Origin of the sequence: Roseobacter sp. (assembly GCF_045106495.1) — a bacterium.
Lineage (GTDB): Bacteria > Pseudomonadota > Alphaproteobacteria > Rhodobacterales > Rhodobacteraceae > Roseobacter.
Genome location: NZ_JBGCEQ010000003.1, coordinates 69,592 through 86,222 on the forward strand (window position 1 = coordinate 69,592; position 16,631 = coordinate 86,222).

14 protein-coding genes are annotated in these 16,631 nt (G+C 56.5%); 3 read left to right on the plus strand and 11 right to left on the minus strand.

What is annotated here, in order from left to right:
- Window positions 1–144: 144 nt before the first annotated feature.
- Genes AB8B75_RS02290 through AB8B75_RS02305 form a run of 4 tightly spaced genes read right to left on the minus strand, consistent with a single transcriptional unit; the run spans window position 145 to window position 4,081 of the window.
- Window positions 145–1,080, minus strand: coding sequence for a metal ABC transporter permease (locus AB8B75_RS02290; protein ID WP_405359521.1), 936 nt, complete (start codon window positions 1,078–1,080; stop codon window positions 145–147).
- Window positions 1,077–2,282, minus strand: coding sequence for a metal ABC transporter permease (locus tag AB8B75_RS02295; protein WP_405359523.1), 1,206 nt, complete (start codon window positions 2,280–2,282; stop codon window positions 1,077–1,079). Before AB8B75_RS02295 ends, AB8B75_RS02290 begins: the two co-directional genes overlap by 4 nt.
- 1 nt (window position 2,283) lies before the next feature.
- Window positions 2,284–3,090, minus strand: coding sequence for a metal ABC transporter ATP-binding protein (locus tag AB8B75_RS02300; RefSeq protein ID WP_405359525.1), 807 nt, complete (start codon window positions 3,088–3,090; stop codon window positions 2,284–2,286).
- Window position 3,091: 1 nt separating this feature from the next.
- On the minus strand, window positions 3,092–4,081 hold the full coding sequence (locus AB8B75_RS02305; RefSeq protein WP_405359527.1) for a metal ABC transporter solute-binding protein, Zn/Mn family: 990 nt from the start codon (window positions 4,079–4,081) through the stop codon (window positions 3,092–3,094).
- 251 nt (window positions 4,082–4,332) lie between these two features.
- On the opposite strand from AB8B75_RS02305, the gene deoC reads away from it, so the two are divergent.
- Together deoC and AB8B75_RS02315 are read left to right on the plus strand one after the other, a co-directional pair.
- Entirely contained in the window at window positions 4,333–5,337 is a 1,005-nt protein-coding gene (gene deoC, locus AB8B75_RS02310) for a deoxyribose-phosphate aldolase (RefSeq protein ID WP_405359529.1), read from the plus strand.
- Window positions 5,338–5,361: 24 nt separating this feature from the next.
- Window positions 5,362–7,704 carry an aldehyde dehydrogenase family protein gene (locus AB8B75_RS02315; protein WP_405359531.1) on the plus strand — a complete coding sequence of 781 codons (2,343 nt, stop codon included), beginning with the start codon at window positions 5,362–5,364 and terminating at the stop codon, window positions 7,702–7,704.
- 87 nt (window positions 7,705–7,791) lie between these two features.
- Here AB8B75_RS02315 and AB8B75_RS02320 read toward each other — a convergent pair whose 3' ends face one another.
- The 7 genes from AB8B75_RS02320 to AB8B75_RS02350 form a co-directional block, all read right to left on the minus strand.
- The gene (locus AB8B75_RS02320; RefSeq protein ID WP_405359533.1) at window positions 7,792–9,111 is read right to left on the minus strand and encodes a M16 family metallopeptidase; all 1,320 of its coding nucleotides are present in this window, start codon (window positions 9,109–9,111) and stop codon (window positions 7,792–7,794) included.
- Window positions 9,108–10,442, minus strand: coding sequence for a M16 family metallopeptidase (locus AB8B75_RS02325; protein ID WP_405359534.1), 1,335 nt, complete (start codon window positions 10,440–10,442; stop codon window positions 9,108–9,110). The genes AB8B75_RS02320 and AB8B75_RS02325 overlap by 4 nt, the downstream gene beginning before the upstream one ends.
- Before the next feature lie 110 nt (window positions 10,443–10,552).
- A complete protein-coding gene (locus tag AB8B75_RS02330) occupies window positions 10,553–11,053 on the minus strand; it encodes a DUF3035 domain-containing protein (RefSeq protein ID WP_405359535.1) in 501 nt (166 codons plus the stop codon).
- Window positions 11,054–11,104: 51 nt separating this feature from the next.
- The gene (lspA, locus tag AB8B75_RS02335) at window positions 11,105–11,590 is read right to left on the minus strand and encodes a signal peptidase II (RefSeq protein ID WP_405359537.1); all 486 of its coding nucleotides are present in this window, start codon (window positions 11,588–11,590) and stop codon (window positions 11,105–11,107) included.
- Window positions 11,591–11,606: 16 nt separating this feature from the next.
- Window positions 11,607–13,193, minus strand: a complete 1,587-nt coding sequence (purH, locus tag AB8B75_RS02340; RefSeq protein ID WP_405359539.1) for a bifunctional phosphoribosylaminoimidazolecarboxamide formyltransferase/IMP cyclohydrolase — start codon at window positions 13,191–13,193, stop codon at window positions 11,607–11,609.
- A 19-nt stretch (window positions 13,194–13,212) separates the two neighbouring features.
- Complete coding sequence (locus AB8B75_RS02345; RefSeq protein WP_405359541.1) at window positions 13,213–14,958, minus strand: heparinase II/III family protein; 1,746 nt, start codon at window positions 14,956–14,958, stop codon at window positions 13,213–13,215.
- Between the two features lie 114 nt (window positions 14,959–15,072).
- On the minus strand, window positions 15,073–16,344 hold the full coding sequence (locus tag AB8B75_RS02350; RefSeq protein ID WP_405359543.1) for an RsmB/NOP family class I SAM-dependent RNA methyltransferase: 1,272 nt from the start codon (window positions 16,342–16,344) through the stop codon (window positions 15,073–15,075).
- Between the two features lie 83 nt (window positions 16,345–16,427).
- Between AB8B75_RS02350 and AB8B75_RS02355 the strand changes: the two genes are divergently transcribed.
- A complete protein-coding gene (locus AB8B75_RS02355; RefSeq protein WP_405359545.1) occupies window positions 16,428–16,622 on the plus strand; it encodes a DUF1674 domain-containing protein in 195 nt (64 codons plus the stop codon).
- The last annotated feature ends 9 nt before the right edge of the window (window positions 16,623–16,631 follow it).

Below are 16,631 nucleotides of genomic sequence, written 5' to 3' on the forward strand. Positions count from 1 at the left end.
ATCACTACCAAAAACACATCGGGCGTGAATAGTTTTAGACGCCTGCAGGGTCAACAGCAACGCCCAGGTCGCCATGACACAAAGAAGAGCAACAATCTATGGTTGCGATCTTTTCCAAACGTATCAAATTTTTAGAGTTGAAAGCTAACTTACATCGACAATCAAGCCGCTTTCTCGCTTGCGGTGTGGCCCCCACATGGCCGTCACCGCAAGAATGACACCGGAAACGGTTGCGATCATCCCCGCAGCAGAGACAGATGACGTGTACCCCAACCAGATCGGACCATATCCCGCAGTCACATAGCCGATAACAGCCGCCAGCGTCGCAAAAACAACAGACCATATGATTTGGTGTTCAAGTCGGTTGGTCATAAGCCGCGCGGCAGCTGGCGGGCAGATAAACATCGCGATTACGATGATGCTGCCAACCGCATCAAAAGCGGCCACCGCGGCAATGGCAGAAACTATGACCAATGCGAGGCCCAGTGGTTGGGTAAGCATTCCGATGGTCTGAGCAAATCCCTCATCGAATGTCGATATTGTCAAAGGACGCCAAAACAGGAAAATAAAGGACGCCACGGCCACCAATGCAGCCGCCATACGCGGCAATTCAACCGGCAAACCTCGGAGCGCTTGGGGATCCAGAAGCGACCCCCAGCCTGTGGCATCAAGCCAAATCAGGCTCTCAAGGTTACCAAAAAGCGCGTGTTCCACATCAAGGTGCACCGATGACGTATCGGACTGTTCCAAGAGCAAAACACCCCCCGCGAACATCGTGGTGAAAACAACCCCCATAGCGGCACCTGGTTCAATTTTTCCCAAACGTTGTATGACCTCAATGGCGACAACAGCAAGGATCGCAGCACCGGCGGCCCCCAATAGCATTGGTCCTGCGGTAATGGTTCCGGTCACCAAAAAAGCCACAACGATTCCGGGCAAAACCACATGGCTGATGGCATCCCCGATGAGCGCCTGACGGCGCAACACCAAAAAGTTGCCCGGCAAAGCACAGGCGACCGCAACACAAATCCCGATTAAAAGCGGCGTCAGGGAGAGTGGGACAAATTCAGAGCCGGTCACGTCGGCACTCCTCGAGGCGACGGGATACGGCTATCCAGTTCAATGATCTGATCTGGTGTCAGTACCTTTTCGATCGGGGTCAGCCCATCGTAATGCACAGCAGCCGCTTCAAAGCTGGGATCGCGCCGGATCAATTGCCAGCGGGTTTCGTCCAGCAAGGCCTTTCCGGCCCGCCCCCGGCCTTTGGCAGTGGGAACACCGTCGGGCAAAGCGTACCCTTCGCGCAACAAAAGCCGCAGGGTCAATTTTTCATAGATCGGTTGGCCCTGGGCCAGCGCCAACAACCCTTGACGTAAATGCACCCGTTTTTGGAAGTTACGGTGCCGCAAAACTGCCGCAAGCACCCCGCGCCTTGGCGCCAGAAAGAGCGACAGCAAGAAGAATGCGAACCCGACCAGCACAATGATCGGCCCCGTGGGCAGATCCGGCAAGGCTGCGGAAAGCGACGCACCTACATAGGCAGATACGCCGCCCAAAATGCCAGAGATCAAAACCACGTGGTCTGTGCGCTCGGTCCAGAAACGTGCAGTAACGGGGGGAATGATCAGCAAGGCAACAATCAAGATCAGGCCAACGATCTTAAGCCCAACGACGGTCACCGCCAAAACGATGCCCATCATGGCAAGATCGGCGCGCGCCACATTCAATCCACTCGCAGTAGCAAATTCGGGATCAAAAGAAGCCAATGTCAGAGGACGACGCAAAAGCATGACAAGTGCAAGCGTCAACCCAGCCGACACCGCAATAATCACCGCATCCGCGCGTAACATGCCTGCCGTTGAGCCAAGAAGAAACCCTTCTAGACCGGCCTGCTGACCCGACACCATGGTCTGGATTATGGTCAATCCCACGATACCCATGCCGAAAAACACCGAAAGCACAGCGCCAATGGCAGCGTCTTCGGCAAGACGGGTTTTTGTGCTCAGCCAACTAACGCATAAAAGACCAATAGCTGCAGAGGCAGCGGCACCACCCAAAAGCCCAATCAGATTGCGCCCATCGCTTCCGAAAGCCACCATTATCATAAAGGCGACGGCCACACCTGGCAGCGTCGCATGGGAAATGGCATCGCTGACAAGCGCGCGTTTGCGCAAAAATAAGAAGGTGCCCCCAACGCCAGCCGCCATACCCAAAAGCATCGCGCCCAAAGTCACGAGGGTCGCATTGTACCCAAGCTGCAATGACAATGCATCGTAGACCATTTTAGCCCAGCGCGCCGCTCAACTGATCCATCTGCGTCCCCGCAAGACGACCTCCATAGGCGGCCTGCAGGTTTTTCTCGGTAAAGGCATCCTGCACCAGACCTTCGGCAACGCGGCGTTTGTTGATCAGAAAAACATGATCAAAGTACTCGGCGACCGTACTCAGATCGTGATGCACTGCGACAACGGTTTTACCAGCGTCGCGCAAAGATTTTAGCACCGCAATGATCGCTTTCTCAGTCGCAGCATCAACACCTGCAAAAGGTTCATCCAAGAGATAAAGATCTGCGTTCTGCGCCAGGGCACGGGCCAAAAAGACACGTTGTTGTTGACCGCCCGACAACTGCCCAATCTGGCGCGTCGCAAAGTCCTGCATGCCGACGCGGGCCAAGCAGTCCAACGCCTGATCACGGTGCACGGGGCGCAGGCGACCCAGTAGACCAAGGTGCCGGTACAGCCCCATGAAAACGACATCAATGACACGCGTGGGAAAGTCCCAGTCAACGCTGGCACGCTGTGGCACATATGCAATGCGGTCGCGGCACTGTGCGACGGGTAGGCCAAACACAGTGGTGTGGCCTGCGAGAGGCTTCAGGATCCCAAGCGCGGCCTTCAACAGTGTCGACTTACCGGCGCCATTGGGGCCGATAATTGCTGTCATTGCACCTGGTTTTACCGTCATGTCCACGGAAAAAACAGCCGGTTTCTGACCATAGGAGACCGTGAGACCGCGCACAGCCAATGGGCTCGACAAACGGTCGGATTCTACCGGTATTGCGCCGTCCAATGCTGCCATTGCTATGGTCATCTTAGCTCCCCGCCGAAAGTTTACCCAACCGTCCGCCTTCGGGAACATCTGCCCCCAAAGCACGCGCAATCGTTGTGACATTGTGATCGATCATTCCCAGGTAAGTGCCCTCATAGGTACCTTCGGGGCCCATGGCGTCACTAAAGAGCGCGCCGCCAATGAAGACGTTGTGCCCTTGCGCTGCAGCACCTTCAATCAGCGCGCGCATGTTGCGATCAGACACCGAAGTTTCCACAAAAACGGCACCAATGTCGCGCGCCACAAGGACATCCACCAATTCCGAGATCCGGTTCAACCCTGCCTCACTTTCGGTGGAGATGCCTTGAATTCCAATCACGTCAAATCCGTAGGCTTTCCCAAAATAGCTGAAGGCGTCGTGGGCGGTCAGCAAAACACGTTTCTTTTCAGGAACTTTGGAAAGAGACGAAGCTGCATATTCCGCCAAATCGTCCAGCTCCGTCAAATAGGCGTCGGCATTGGCTAAAAAAACCGCTGCATGGTCCGGGCGCAATGCATTCATTTCTGTTGCCACCGCGCTGACGACCTCACGCCACAATAAAGGATCCATCCAGACGTGCGGATCATATCGCCCCGCGTAATCCTCGTGAGACAGCAAAGCATCCCTTGGCAAACCTTCGGCCACGGGCACCACGCGCCCTTTTCCGCTGAGATCTTCAAAGAAACGTTCCATTTGTGCTTCGAGATAGAGGCCGTGCCATAACACCAGATCAGCACGTGTCATCGCCACAATGTCACTGCGAGTTTGACGGTAGGCATGGGGGTCAACGCCGGCGCCCATCAGCGCTCTTACCGACACCAAGTCTTCCCCTAGCCGACGCGCGGCATCCGCGATCATGCCGGTGGTTGCAACGATGCTGATTGGATCATTGGCCTGCGCGAAAGCCGGGCTGCTCGACAGAAGTGTGAGCGCCCCAATGCCGGCCAAAAGGCTGCGGCGTGTTACGGACTCTGCTGTTTTTTCATGTGTCATACGTATGAATATGCGAACCATTCGCAAAAGGTCAATCAAAATGCGAATAATTCGCAAAAGCAAAGTGCCGTTTTGATGGTTTTGCCTAAAAATTGCGTTTTAATGTCAGATACTGCGGGATCCAGACCCACCATTGAGGCATTTGACGTTAAGTTTGGGCCGTCTATTCGGCGCCAATATCACTGGTTAAGGTAGCTTGCCATGCTGAGCCGCGCATGCGAATTTGCGAGGACGCTTGACGAGGATGCCGCATGCTCAGCCAAACCGAACATACCCTTTCCATGACAACCGACCACCAGTTGCCGCAAGTCACGGAACCTAGAAATCCTGGCATGGCGCTCGATTTGGATTGGGTGCAGCGAGTGCAGGCCAACACATCTGCGATAGAACGCCGCGCCGCAACATTGCCAGCGCGGCGCTCAGTCAAGAAACAACATCAGGCCGCATGGCTTTTGCGCGCGGTCACCTGCATCGATCTGACAACGCTGTCTGGCGATGACACAAACGACCGTGTCGCGCGGCTTTGCGCCAAGGCGCGCCAACCGGTAGCGCCAGCGCTTTTGGACGCGTTAGGTATGGCTCCGATCACCACAGGAGCGGTCTGTGTCTATCATGAAATGATCCCGGCGGCCTTACGCGCTCTAGAGGGCTCCGGTATCCCAGTGGCAGCGGTGAGTACCGGCTTCCCTGCAGGTTTGTCGCCCTTTCATCTGCGCATCGCCGAGATCGAGGAAAGCGTAAAGGCCGGAGCTGCCGAGATCGATATCGTCATTTCACGCCGCCATGTGCTGTCTGGCAATTGGCAAGCCCTATACGATGAAATGGCCGCATTTCGACGGGCCTGCGGCGAGGCTCATGTCAAAGCGATCCTTGCCACAGGTGAACTGGGTTCATTGCGCAATGTGGCTCGCGCTTCGATGATATGTATGATGGCGGGTGCTGATTTCATTAAAACCTCAACTGGCAAGGAAAGCGTCAACGCAACATTGCCGGTAACGCTTGTAATGATCCGCGCCATACGAGATTTTTTTGAACGCACCGGGTTCCGGGTGGGTTACAAACCCGCAGGCGGCATATCCAAAGCCAAGGATGCTGTCTCCTATATGGCGATGATGAAAGAGGAACTGGGCGACCGGTGGCTGCAGCCGGATCTTTTCCGATTTGGCGCGTCGTCGCTGTTGAACGATATTGAACGACAGTTGGAACACCATGTTACCGGCAACTATTCCGCCAGCTACCGTCACGCGACTAGTTGATCCGATTTGAAAGGGTCCTTGATCATGACCGTCTCCGAAATTTTTGAAACAATGGACTATGGCGTCGCTCCGGAAAGCGCCGCGGATGCCATGACGTGGCTTGCCAATAAGGGCGAAAAGTTTGGTCATTTCATTGATGGCAGATTCACCGACCCGGACAACGTCTTTGATAGCCGAAACCCCGCCAATGGCGCAGTGCTTGCAACGGTTTCGCAAGGCACACAGACAGATGTCGATACCGCCGTCAAAGCCGCACGGCGCGCGCAACCGAAATGGGCAACACTTGGCGGTCACGGGCGCGCGCGTCACCTATATGCCCTAGCGCGGCTTTTGCAGAAACACAGCCGTCTCTTTGCGGTGATGGAAACACTCGATAACGGCAAACCCATCCGCGAGAGTCGCGACATCGACGTGCCCCTGGCGCAACGTCACTTTTATTATCACGCGGGCATGGCCCAGCTCATGGAGGACGAACTGCCAGACCGCGAACCGTTGGGCGTTTGCGGGCAGGTGATCCCTTGGAACTTTCCACTGCTGATGTTGGCCTGGAAAATCGCACCCGCATTGGCCATGGGCAACACTGTCGTTTTGAAGCCTGCCGAATATACACCCCTCACCGCCTTGTTGTTCGCTGACATCTGCAGTCAAGCCGGGCTTCCGAAGGGCGTTGTAAACATCATCACCGGAGATGGTGCAGTCGGGGAGATGATTGTGACGGCGAACGTGGACAAGGTTGCCTTCACCGGTTCCACGGCCGTCGGCCGCCGCATTCGAGAAATGACCGCAGGCAGTGGCAAGGCCCTTACACTCGAGCTGGGTGGCAAATCGCCCTACATCGTTTTCGATGACGCAGATCTCGATAGCGCAGTTGAGGGGCTGGTCGATGCCATCTGGTTCAATCAAGGCCAGGTCTGCTGCGCCGGATCTCGTCTATTGGTGCATGAACCCGTAGCCGAGACCTTCTATACCAAGTTGCGCGCAAGGATGGACAAATTGCGCATCGGCGACCCGATGGACAAAAACACAGACGTAGGCGCTATTGTCGATCCCATTCAGTTGACGCGGATCAGCAATCTGATCGCGGCAAATACCGCAGGACAGATACATGTGGCCGCCACAGAACGACCCGCCGAAGGTAGCTTTTATCCACCCACACTGATTACGGGCCTCAACCCTGCGGATATACTGATGCAGGAAGAGATTTTTGGCCCGGTCTTGGTATCAACCACGTTTCGAACACCGGCAGATGCCGTCGCGCTGGCAAACAACACGCGGTATGGTCTGGCCGCCACGGTCTGGAGCGAAAACATCAATCTCGCTCTCGACATTGCGCCACAACTCGCAAGTGGCATTGTCTGGATCAATGGGACGAACATGATGGACGCCGCAGCGGGCTTCGGCGGCGTGCGCGAAAGTGGTTTCGGTCGCGAAGGTGGTTGGGAGGGCCTTGCAGGCTACACCCGGCTGAAAAGCGTGCAAAAACCTCTCAAAGAACTGCGCGCATTTACCGGCGAAGGAAGCGCAAGCGATCCCATTGATCGGACTGCAAAGCTTTTCATAGGTGGCAAACAGACCCGACCTGACGGGGGCTATTCCGCCCCGGTCTGGAGCAAATCAGGCGTTTTGCTTGGTCATGCTTCCATCGCCAATCGCAAAGACCTTCGCAATGCGGTCGAGGCCGCTCATGCGGCCAGAAACTGGTCCAAAACGACAGGTCATCTTCGTGCTCAAATATTGTATTATTTGGCAGAAAACCTTTCTGCCCGAGCCGATGAATTTGCAAAACGCTTGAATGACATGCAGGGCGGCAAAGAGGGCAAACAAGAAGTCGACTTAACCGTGCGACGACTGTTCACCTACGCTGCTTGGGCCGACAAATACGACGGACAGGTACACGGCGTGCCTATTCGGGGTGTCGCCCTTGCCATGAAAGAACCCGTCGGGGTGATCGCCGCCATCTGCCCAAATGAATCGCCTTTGCTCGGCCTGGTATCCTGCATGGCACCGGCGATCGCCATGGGCAATCGAGTCATCCTGAGTGCATCGGAAGTCTTCCCCCTGGCCGCCACGGATTTCATCCAAGTGCTTGAGACGTCGGATGTTCCCGCTGGCGTCGTAAACATCCTGACAGGACCCCACACAGAAATTGCGCACCACATGGCCGCCCATATGGACATTGATGCGGTCTGGTCATTTGGGAACAAAGCCCTCAGTGGAGAGATCGAGAAAGCCAGCGCCAGCAACCTAAAACGCACGTGGGTCAACAACGGCATGGTGCGAAACTGGTTAGGAAATGAAGGCCATGGCAAAGAATTCCTAGAGGCCGCAACAGAGGTCAAAAACATCTGCGTGCCTTACGGCGAATGACGTATGCCGCTGGCACCAACACTCGGCCCGATCGGGCCGAGGATGTGTCTTGGCGCGACAGCGCCGCGATTTAGCAGCCCTTTGGACCTAATTCCCGGGTGTTGTTTCAAGCCCGACGGGCTGACCAACGACAACAAAATGCAACCCTTCGGGATCCAGCAAATCAGCGGCAACCCGCTTTACATCTTCCAGACTGACCGCTTCGACGCGTTCATTCCGCGTGGGGATGTAGTCGATCGGCAAGCCAGACATCTGCATACCGACCATGATCTGCGCGATTGGACCATTGCCGTCAAACCGCAGTGGATAAGCCCCTGTCATGTAAGTCTTGGCATCGTCCAGTTCAGCTTTTGTCACGCCTTCTGAGGCTGCCTTCGCCCACTCCGCGCGAATAACTTCAATCGCTTCCGCAATCCGATCATTGGCTGAACTCACAGATCCCAGATATGTCGCCGCCAGATCTTTCGGAACGAGGTAGGAATACACTCCATAGGTCAATCCGCGTTTTTCACGCACCTCTTCCATTAAGCGGCTCTCGAACGAGCCACCACCCAAAACCTGATTGAGCAATATCGCCGTAAAGTAGTCAGGATCTTCCAGCGTGATGCCTTTCTGTCCGAATAGCGCAACCGCTTGCGGCGTCTGAAATGGCACGACCGTGACACCCCCTGGGATGGTGACCTCTGCCATGGGCGGCATGGGCGCGCCGGTTTCAGGCAGCGCACTGAGAAGCTCATCCATCACCGAGGCCAGCTCTTCAGGCGTGATGTCACCCACGGCTCCGATGTAAATTCTGTCTCGCGCCAAAACAGCACGATGCGCGGCAAGAAGATCATCACGGGTCAGCGCAGCAACGCTTTCCTCTGTTCCGTTCAGCGAGGTTGCATAGGGGTGATCGCCAAAAACAATTTCATCAAAGGCCCGCCCAGCAATGTCGTTGGGGTCCTTTGCTTCGGAACGAATGTTAGACAAAACCTGCTCACGCACACGTTCAATCGCCTCTTCTTCAAAAAGCGGTTCCAACAAAGCGGCCTTTAACAAAGCAATGGACTCAGCACGGTTTTCGGTCAAAAAACGCGCCGAGACAGATAGGGAATCGTCGCTTACGTCAAAACCCAGCGATGTCGCCAAAGCCTCTGTTGAGCGGGCAAATGCACGCGCGTCCATATCCCCGGCGCCCTCTTCCAGCAAACCAGTCATCAGGTTGATCGCCCCACGTTTGCCCGGCGCGTCCAGAGACGCACCTCCACGAAAGCGGATTTCAAGCGCCACAAATGGGATTGAATGGTCTTCGACCAACCAGGCGGTCAGCCCAGACTCGGACGTGACTTCCTTGATATCAACTGCCGCATGCGATGGCATCGCGAGAGCAAAAACAGAGCAAACCGATAGTAGAAAACGGATCATTGTGTCACCTCTTCACGCATCAACCAGCCTGTCACGGAAGCGGGTTTGTCAAACAAATCGCGCGCGGCCTGCATGATGTCCTCTGCTGTCACGGCCTGCAAGATATCGGGCCATGCCTTGACGTCTTCAATCGTCAAACCCGACGTCAGCGCCTGACCGTAACGGTTCGCGATCCTGTCAACGTCATCACGGCCATATATCTGATCGGCGCGAATCTGTAATTTGATGCGTTCCAATTGTTCCGGGTCCACGCCATCGATCATGAATTGCTCCAAGGCAACGTCCATCGCGTCTTCGGCCTCTTGCAGACTGACACCCGGTTTCGGCACGACGATCAGGTTGAATGTAGTGTCGTCCAGACGCACACCGCTGTAAAACGCAGCGGTATAGGTGGCCACCTGCGTGTCGAATTGCAACGCATCCGCCAAGTAGGACGTTGTTCCACCCCCAAGAATTTCGGAAAGAAAAGTCAGCGCAGCCGCCGTTTCCTGATCACCTGCATCCCGTTCCTGCGCGAGATAAGACCGCCGAACATAGGGCTGCGCCACCCGCGCATCGCGGAAAATCAACCGACGCTCCGCAGTTTGCGGTGGCTCTTGCGTCCGCAATCTTTCCGGCAGATCCGGGTTTGCTGGGATCACGCCATAGTATTCATCTGCGAGCCTGCGTACTTCTTCGGGCGTTACGTCACCAGAAACCACAAGGATCGCGTTGTTGGGCGCATAATATGTTTCGTAGAACCCCAGCGCATCTTCCATGTCCAGCGTTTGCATCTCATGCATCCAACCAATGATGGGCACACCGTAGCGATGATTGAGGTACTGTGCCGCGCTCAACTGCTCGCCAAACAACGCGCTGGCGCTGTTTTCGGTCCGTTGGTTGCGCTCTTCGATGATCACATCACGCGCTGTATCGATGTTTTCTTCGGTCACCCGGATGTTACGCATCCGGTCGGATTCCATGCGCATCATCAGTTCCAGTCGGTCTGCAGCAACCCGTTGGAAATAGGCTGTGTAATCATATGAAGTGAAAGCATTATCCCGTCCACCGTTCCGCGCCACCGTGGCGGACAACTCACCAGCTTCCAGCGTATCCGTTGCCTTGAAAAGCAAATGCTCCAGGAAATGTGCGACTCCAGACGATCCAACGGGCTCATCCGCAGAACCTGCCTTGTACCAGACCATATGCTGCACAACGGGAGCTCTGTGGTCTTCAACCACCACCACCTGCATGCCGTTGTCGAGGACAAAAGTCGTTACCGCCTCTTCATCGGCCGCCAGCAGGCCCGGAATAAAAGCGAAAAGAATAGCAAGGGTGGGAAAACGGATCATGGGCCATCCTTTGTACCAAAAAGATCGAAGCTCTGCGCAACACATACGCCCCAAACCTCCAGGTTCAAGTCTGCTGTCACGAATGTGAGGCGCGCGCGCTGGAAAACAGTTCAGTTCAGCGGCGGATAGCTTGGGGTCTTCGCACCCGCACGGCGCCAGGACTCAGCAGTCGTTTCGGCATCCAGCCGCTCATTGCGATATGCGCGATTGTACAGGTCTTCCCGGAACAACCTGTATTGTGTGAAGCGTGATTGACGACGACGGAATTCCGCATCTTCCTCTGCAAGGTTTTCTCTAATGCCGGGTGTCACGCCAAATCTGCTGGCAGCTGTCACCAATGCACTATCGGATGCAGGCACCGCCGTGGCTCTTGAAGGTTTTCCACCCAAAGCAATAACAGCCTCGTCAACCGGGTTCACATCCGAAAGATTGCCCTGGCCCGGCGTTGGTGTTGGCAATGCTGTAAGATCGCTCGGCGTTTGCAGTTCGGCTTTTGGTTCGACAATAAACTCATCAGGCCCACGCGAATTTGACTGAAGGTCACGTAAGCCTTTATTGGTGCAGGCGCTTAGACTTGCCATTATCAAAATGAGGGCCAGAATCCGGCTCATATCAGATCTCCTCGCGAACACCGTGTTGATACGCCAAGCGTACCGACATTGTCACTGGCCTTTTTTTGACAGTTTCTTCGGGTCGGGCGCCAAAAATACCAATGCAATGGCACCGGCAAAAATAAAGACATCCGCCAGGTTGAAAACAAAAGGGTTGTTGATCCAGCAGCATGACATGTTGAGGAAATCAAGCACGTACCCATAAAGTAACCGGTCCAGGACGTTGGCCAGTGCGCCCCCCACAAGGAGCCCGGCTCCGATCTGTGCCCAAAGACCGAGGTCTTGGCGATGCGACCAGATCAAAATTGCGAGGCAAATCACCAAAGCCAGTCCCACCAAGACCCATCGGCTGGCCTCGGATCCATCCCCAAAAAGACCGAAATTGATCCCTCGGTTCTCGCCATATCTCAAATTCAGAATGGGCGGCAAAACGTCAATCGAACGAATGCGCGACAAATCCATCACGTGGATCACCAGATATTTGCTGATCTGATCAATCATGAAAGCCAACAAAGCGGCCAGTCCGAGCGCGCGCATACCAGGTCCTCTTTGCTCAGTGGCGGAAGTGACGCATGCCGGTAAAAACCATCGCCAATCCGGCATCATCCGCGGCAGCGATCACCTCGTCATCACGCATGGAGCCGCCCGGTTGGATAAGCGCCGTCGCGCCCGCTTCGGCGGCTGTGACCAACCCGTCTGCAAAGGGAAAGAACGCATCTGATGCCACGACTGAGCCTTTGGTCAAAGGCGCTGCCAATCCCATTGCTTCTGCCATGTCCTGAGCTTTGCGGGCCGCGATCCGTGTGCTGTCTACCCGACTCATTTGCCCTGCCCCCACACCCACAGTCGCCCCATCCTTGACGTAGATGATCGCGTTGGATTTGACGTGCTTTGCAACCGTCCAGGCAAACAGAAGATCTGCCGTCTCCTGTTCTGTGGGTGCGCGTTTTGTTACCGTTTTAAGATCGTCCATCGACACACGGCCTACGTCCTTGTCTTGCACCAGATAGCCGCCGGACACCTGACGCACGGCCAAGGCTGCGGCTTTGGAATCTGCCAAACCATCCGTGGTCAGCAAACGCAGGTTCTTTTTTGCGGCGAAAACCGCACGCGCGGCGTCATCGGCACCCGGTGCAATGACCACTTCGGTGAAAATGCCAGAGATTTCCTGTGCCGTGTCTGCATCCAAAGGTTGGTTTAACGCAATGATCCCTCCAAAAGCCGAGGTTCGGTCACAGTCGAAGGCGCGGCTGTAGGCTTCCAGCATCGTGGCCCCTCGCGCCACGCCGCAAGGATTCGCGTGTTTGATAATCGCACAAGCAGGACCCTGGGCAGGATCGAATTCACTGACCAGCTCGAACGCTGCATCCGTGTCGTTGATGTTGTTGTAGCTCAGTTCTTTGCCTTGGTGCTGTTTTGCCGTGGCGACACCGGCACGGCCCGATCCATCGGTATAGAAAGCAGCTGCTTGATGCGGGTTCTCGCCGTAACGCAAGGACTGCGCCAAAGCCCCGCCAAAGCTGCGCCTGCGCGGTGTATCGCCCACCTTTGCCGCCATCCAGGTACTGACCGCGGTGTCATAGGCTGCGGTTCGGGCATAGGCCGTCTGTGCCAGACGCTGTCGCAATGCATAGGTAGTCTGCCCGTTGTTTGCCGCCAATTCATCCAAAACGACACCATAGTCTTCCACATCGACCACCACGGTGACAAAACCGTGGTTCTTCGCGGCGGACCGGATCATCGCCGGACCTCCAATATCGATGTTCTCGATAACCTCCGCGTAAAGAGCGCCTTTGGCTACGGTTTCTTCGAACGGGTAGAGGTTCACGACCACCAGATCGATCGCGTCAATGTCATGCGCCTGCATGGCCGCAACATGATCCTGGTTGTCGCGCAACGCCAAAAGTCCGCCATGCACTGCCGGGTGCAGTGTCTTGACCCTGCCATCCATCATTTCTGGAAACCCGGTGGCATCCGACACATCTCGCACCTCAAGACCAGCATCGCGCAGCGCCTTGGCTGTGCCCCCGGTTGAGAGTAATTCGACCCCATGTGCCGCCAGCGTTTGCCCTAGCTCAACCAGTCCCGTCTTGTCGGACACGGAAAGAAGTGCGCGGCGCAGCGGGGCGAGGTCGGTCATGGGCAAGGGTCCTTTGAGGCTATTCGGTCAGATCATGCGCATCCTGGCTCAGATCCCGCACGCCAATCGCAGTTTCCTGCGCCTTGGACAAGGACCAGCGGACACGCGTGGCGTATGACATAGCCTTGCCCGAAAGGACAATCTGATTTGCACCGCGCGGTTTCAATCGCCCGGTTTCAAGGTAGACCGAAGGCTGAAGGGTCAGGTTTTGCGCGCCGTCGTGACGAAAGACCCAAACCTCACCGCTTTTGAGTGCGATGGAAACCGCGGCACCGCCCAAATCCAGCGTAGCATCGACCTCAGGATGCAAGTGGAATCTTATGTCGTATGCGATGCCCTGCAATTGCGTCGCATCCAACGCGAGATCAAATCGCCGTTTCTCTTGATCGTCGAGCGCAAGGAGCATGTCCTCTCCCGCCATCGCACGGCCGTCGAAAGTCATTTCAAGGGTGCGGGCATGGGTCAAACCGTGGGTTTTGACAAAACCATCGTGGCCTCCTTGAAAACGCAGCCCGTCGCTGAGATGCCCGATCTCAATAGGCACGCGTGTCGGTGCTTCGATCAATTGCTCGCGGCCTGTTGCGCGATCACTTTCGCCCAACCGCGCACTGGAATACCCATCCAGGGACAGGGTTGAATGTGATGGGGTCGCACGCCCCGCCCGGCGCCAGTCTGCTCCGAAAGACCGGCCAGACCCACAATTGACCACCAAAGGTCTGCGACCTGAAGTCAACTCAAGCGCGAGTGTCGAGGCATGGGCATTGTAGGACGCCCGGCCTTGCGGCGGCTTGCTGGCGTCGATCAGTACGCTTGTGCGCCCTGCCGAAATGCGCGCGAACCCCATCGACAATCCATCCGGCTGGCGGGTCTTGACTCTGGCTTGAGCCAATGCGTGATCCAACCACCCTTCCGGGCCGCGCCCGCCTCCGTGAAACCGGGCGAGCGAGCCATCGGAATGCCGTAAGGTCCGCAGCGTCGGCGCAATGCGCTCTATGGCATCGAGATGCTCCTCAGGCGTCGCGTGACCCGCGTCGGATAACGCGGCAGCAGCCCAGGTCAGCAGCGTAAAAACTTCGAGCAACTCTTCGGGATTACGTGTCGGCAGCCCGCCCTGATCATCGATCTGCCCCTCGCATTCCTTGGCCAGTGCCTTGATGGCGGGCAACGCCATTTCCTCCATCCCTTCAAGCGCCAGGCCGGCGTAGATCAACCCCGTCAACGCTTCGAAACGCGGCAAGCCATTGACGGCGCCCTGCCATCGCCGGGCTAGAAAATGCGTTTGTTGATGGAGGCTGCGGTAAAATACGTCGCTGTCAGGAGCATCATTACCCTGCAACATAAAGAGCGCGTGATTGATCCACCGGATCAGGCGCCGTCCGGTCAAATCAGGGGTCCAACCCGGGCCACGGCCGCGGCCATAAAGCTCAATCCAGCGCCACAGCCATCGCCGCGCCGCGTCCCTTGCAGCCGGACCACCCACCGCCGCCAAATCATCGAGCCACGCAAAACCCTGAAGTTCCTGCTGGTACTCCGCATTTGGCGCTGGCAAATCCCAAGGATTGGACTCCTTGTGTTCGAGCAAATGACCCGCAAAAAGAAAGTTGCCCGCCAGGAGTTGTCGCCCTTTCGCAAAGCTTCCAATGGTGCGTGGTTCTGGCGAAGAAACCAATCCAACGGCCCGCGCGCGCATGCGCCCCGCACGTAACGCGTGCCAGCGATTTAGAAAGTGCACCTTGCGTGCGGTAAAACTTGTGGCTTTGGACATCTATTACTCGGCCTGGGGACGCTCTAGCGGCGTTTCGCGCTATGGTAGCGTGACAGATGGTTCAAGTCACCGGAATATATTCACCTAACCCAAATTCGTCTTGACCTGCTGCAGTTAAGCCGCCTTGCGCAAACACACCATGTAAAACCCATCCATTCCGCCGAGCTCCGGCCAATAGTCAGGGCGCAATCGCAGTCCACCTTCCGCAGTGCGCCAGGACGTATCGATACCCGGCAAATCCAATGCTTTCTCGTCCACGTGCATGTCCGGATGCCGCAACAGCGCCTCGTCAGTCTGAACCTCACCCTCGTCTGGCAACAATGAACAAGTACAAAAGACCATGCGACCACCCGGGTTTAGCAGTGACCACGCGTGGTCAATGAGCCGCTCCTGCTGTTCGATCAACGCGCCGAATTCTGACCCGTCTTTGGCGTGCGGCAAGTCAGGATGCCGCCGGATTGTGCCGGTGGCCGAACAAGGAGCGTCGAGCAAAATTGCATCGAAGTGTCCAGTGGTCGCGCGTGCATCTTCAACAATCAACTGTGCCTTGAGCCCTGTGCGTAACAGGTTTTCCTTGACCCGCGCCATACGCCCAGCGGAATCGTCTACAGCCGTCACCTTCGCGCCCATAGCGGCCAGTTGCATGGTTTTGCCACCCGGAGCCGCGCAGAGGTCCAGCACGTTTTCCCCGGGCTGTGGTGCGAGGATGCGCACCGGCAGGGCGGCGGCAGCGTCCTGAACCCACCAATCACCTGCATCGAAACCGGCCATTGTCGACACCTGACCTGCATTGGCGACCCGTACCGACCCGCTGCGCAGAACCATGCCTCCCGTCGCCTTGGCGACAGCATCTGCATCGGCTTTCGCGGTCAAGTCTAGTGGCGCGCCGGCAAAATGCGCCGCTTCCATTGCCGCCATAGCCTCTGGCCCCCAGGCTTGCACCAAGGGCACCCGCAGCCATTTCGGCAGACGCGGCACGCGCAGGGTTGCCCAGGTTTCAGGACCATCTGCCGCGACTTTGCGCAAGACCGCGTTGGTCAAACCCTTGAGGTGTCCCAACCGCTGGTGACGCGCCACCAGCTCAACCATTGCGTTCACCACACCATGGGCTGCCGCCCCGTTACAAAGCTCAACTGTACCCACCCGCAAGGCGTTTCGCACAGTCAGGGGCGGATATTTGTTAAGGTGTTTTTGCAAAATCCGATCCGCGCGTTCCAATCCGCGCAACGTGTCCAAAGCCAATCGGGCCGCGCGGGCACGATCATCGACCGGCAGCTTGTCCAAAGCGCCTGCACCCACCAGCTCGGACATCAGGCTCCCTTCGCCCAAAATCTGATCAAGCAGGTAAACCGCACTTGCGCGTGCCGGAACGCCGGTTTGAGACATCTTTGAGGCTCCATTCATGCTGGCGGGTTGTCTGCGTCAAAGAGTGACGTATATCAAGGGCAGATAACCTTGGACCCTATCATATGACCGAAACAGACCGCAGCAGTGACGAAAACGCCAACCTTACACCCGCCGCACGGCGTGCTCTGGCAGAAGCGGAAGAGCGCCGCAAATCGGCTAAAGAGATCGACTTGCCACCCGAACTGGGTGGACGTGATGGCCCTGAACCTGTTCGCTATGGGGATTGGGAGAAGAAAGGCCTTGCCGTAGATTTCTAAGAAAACGTA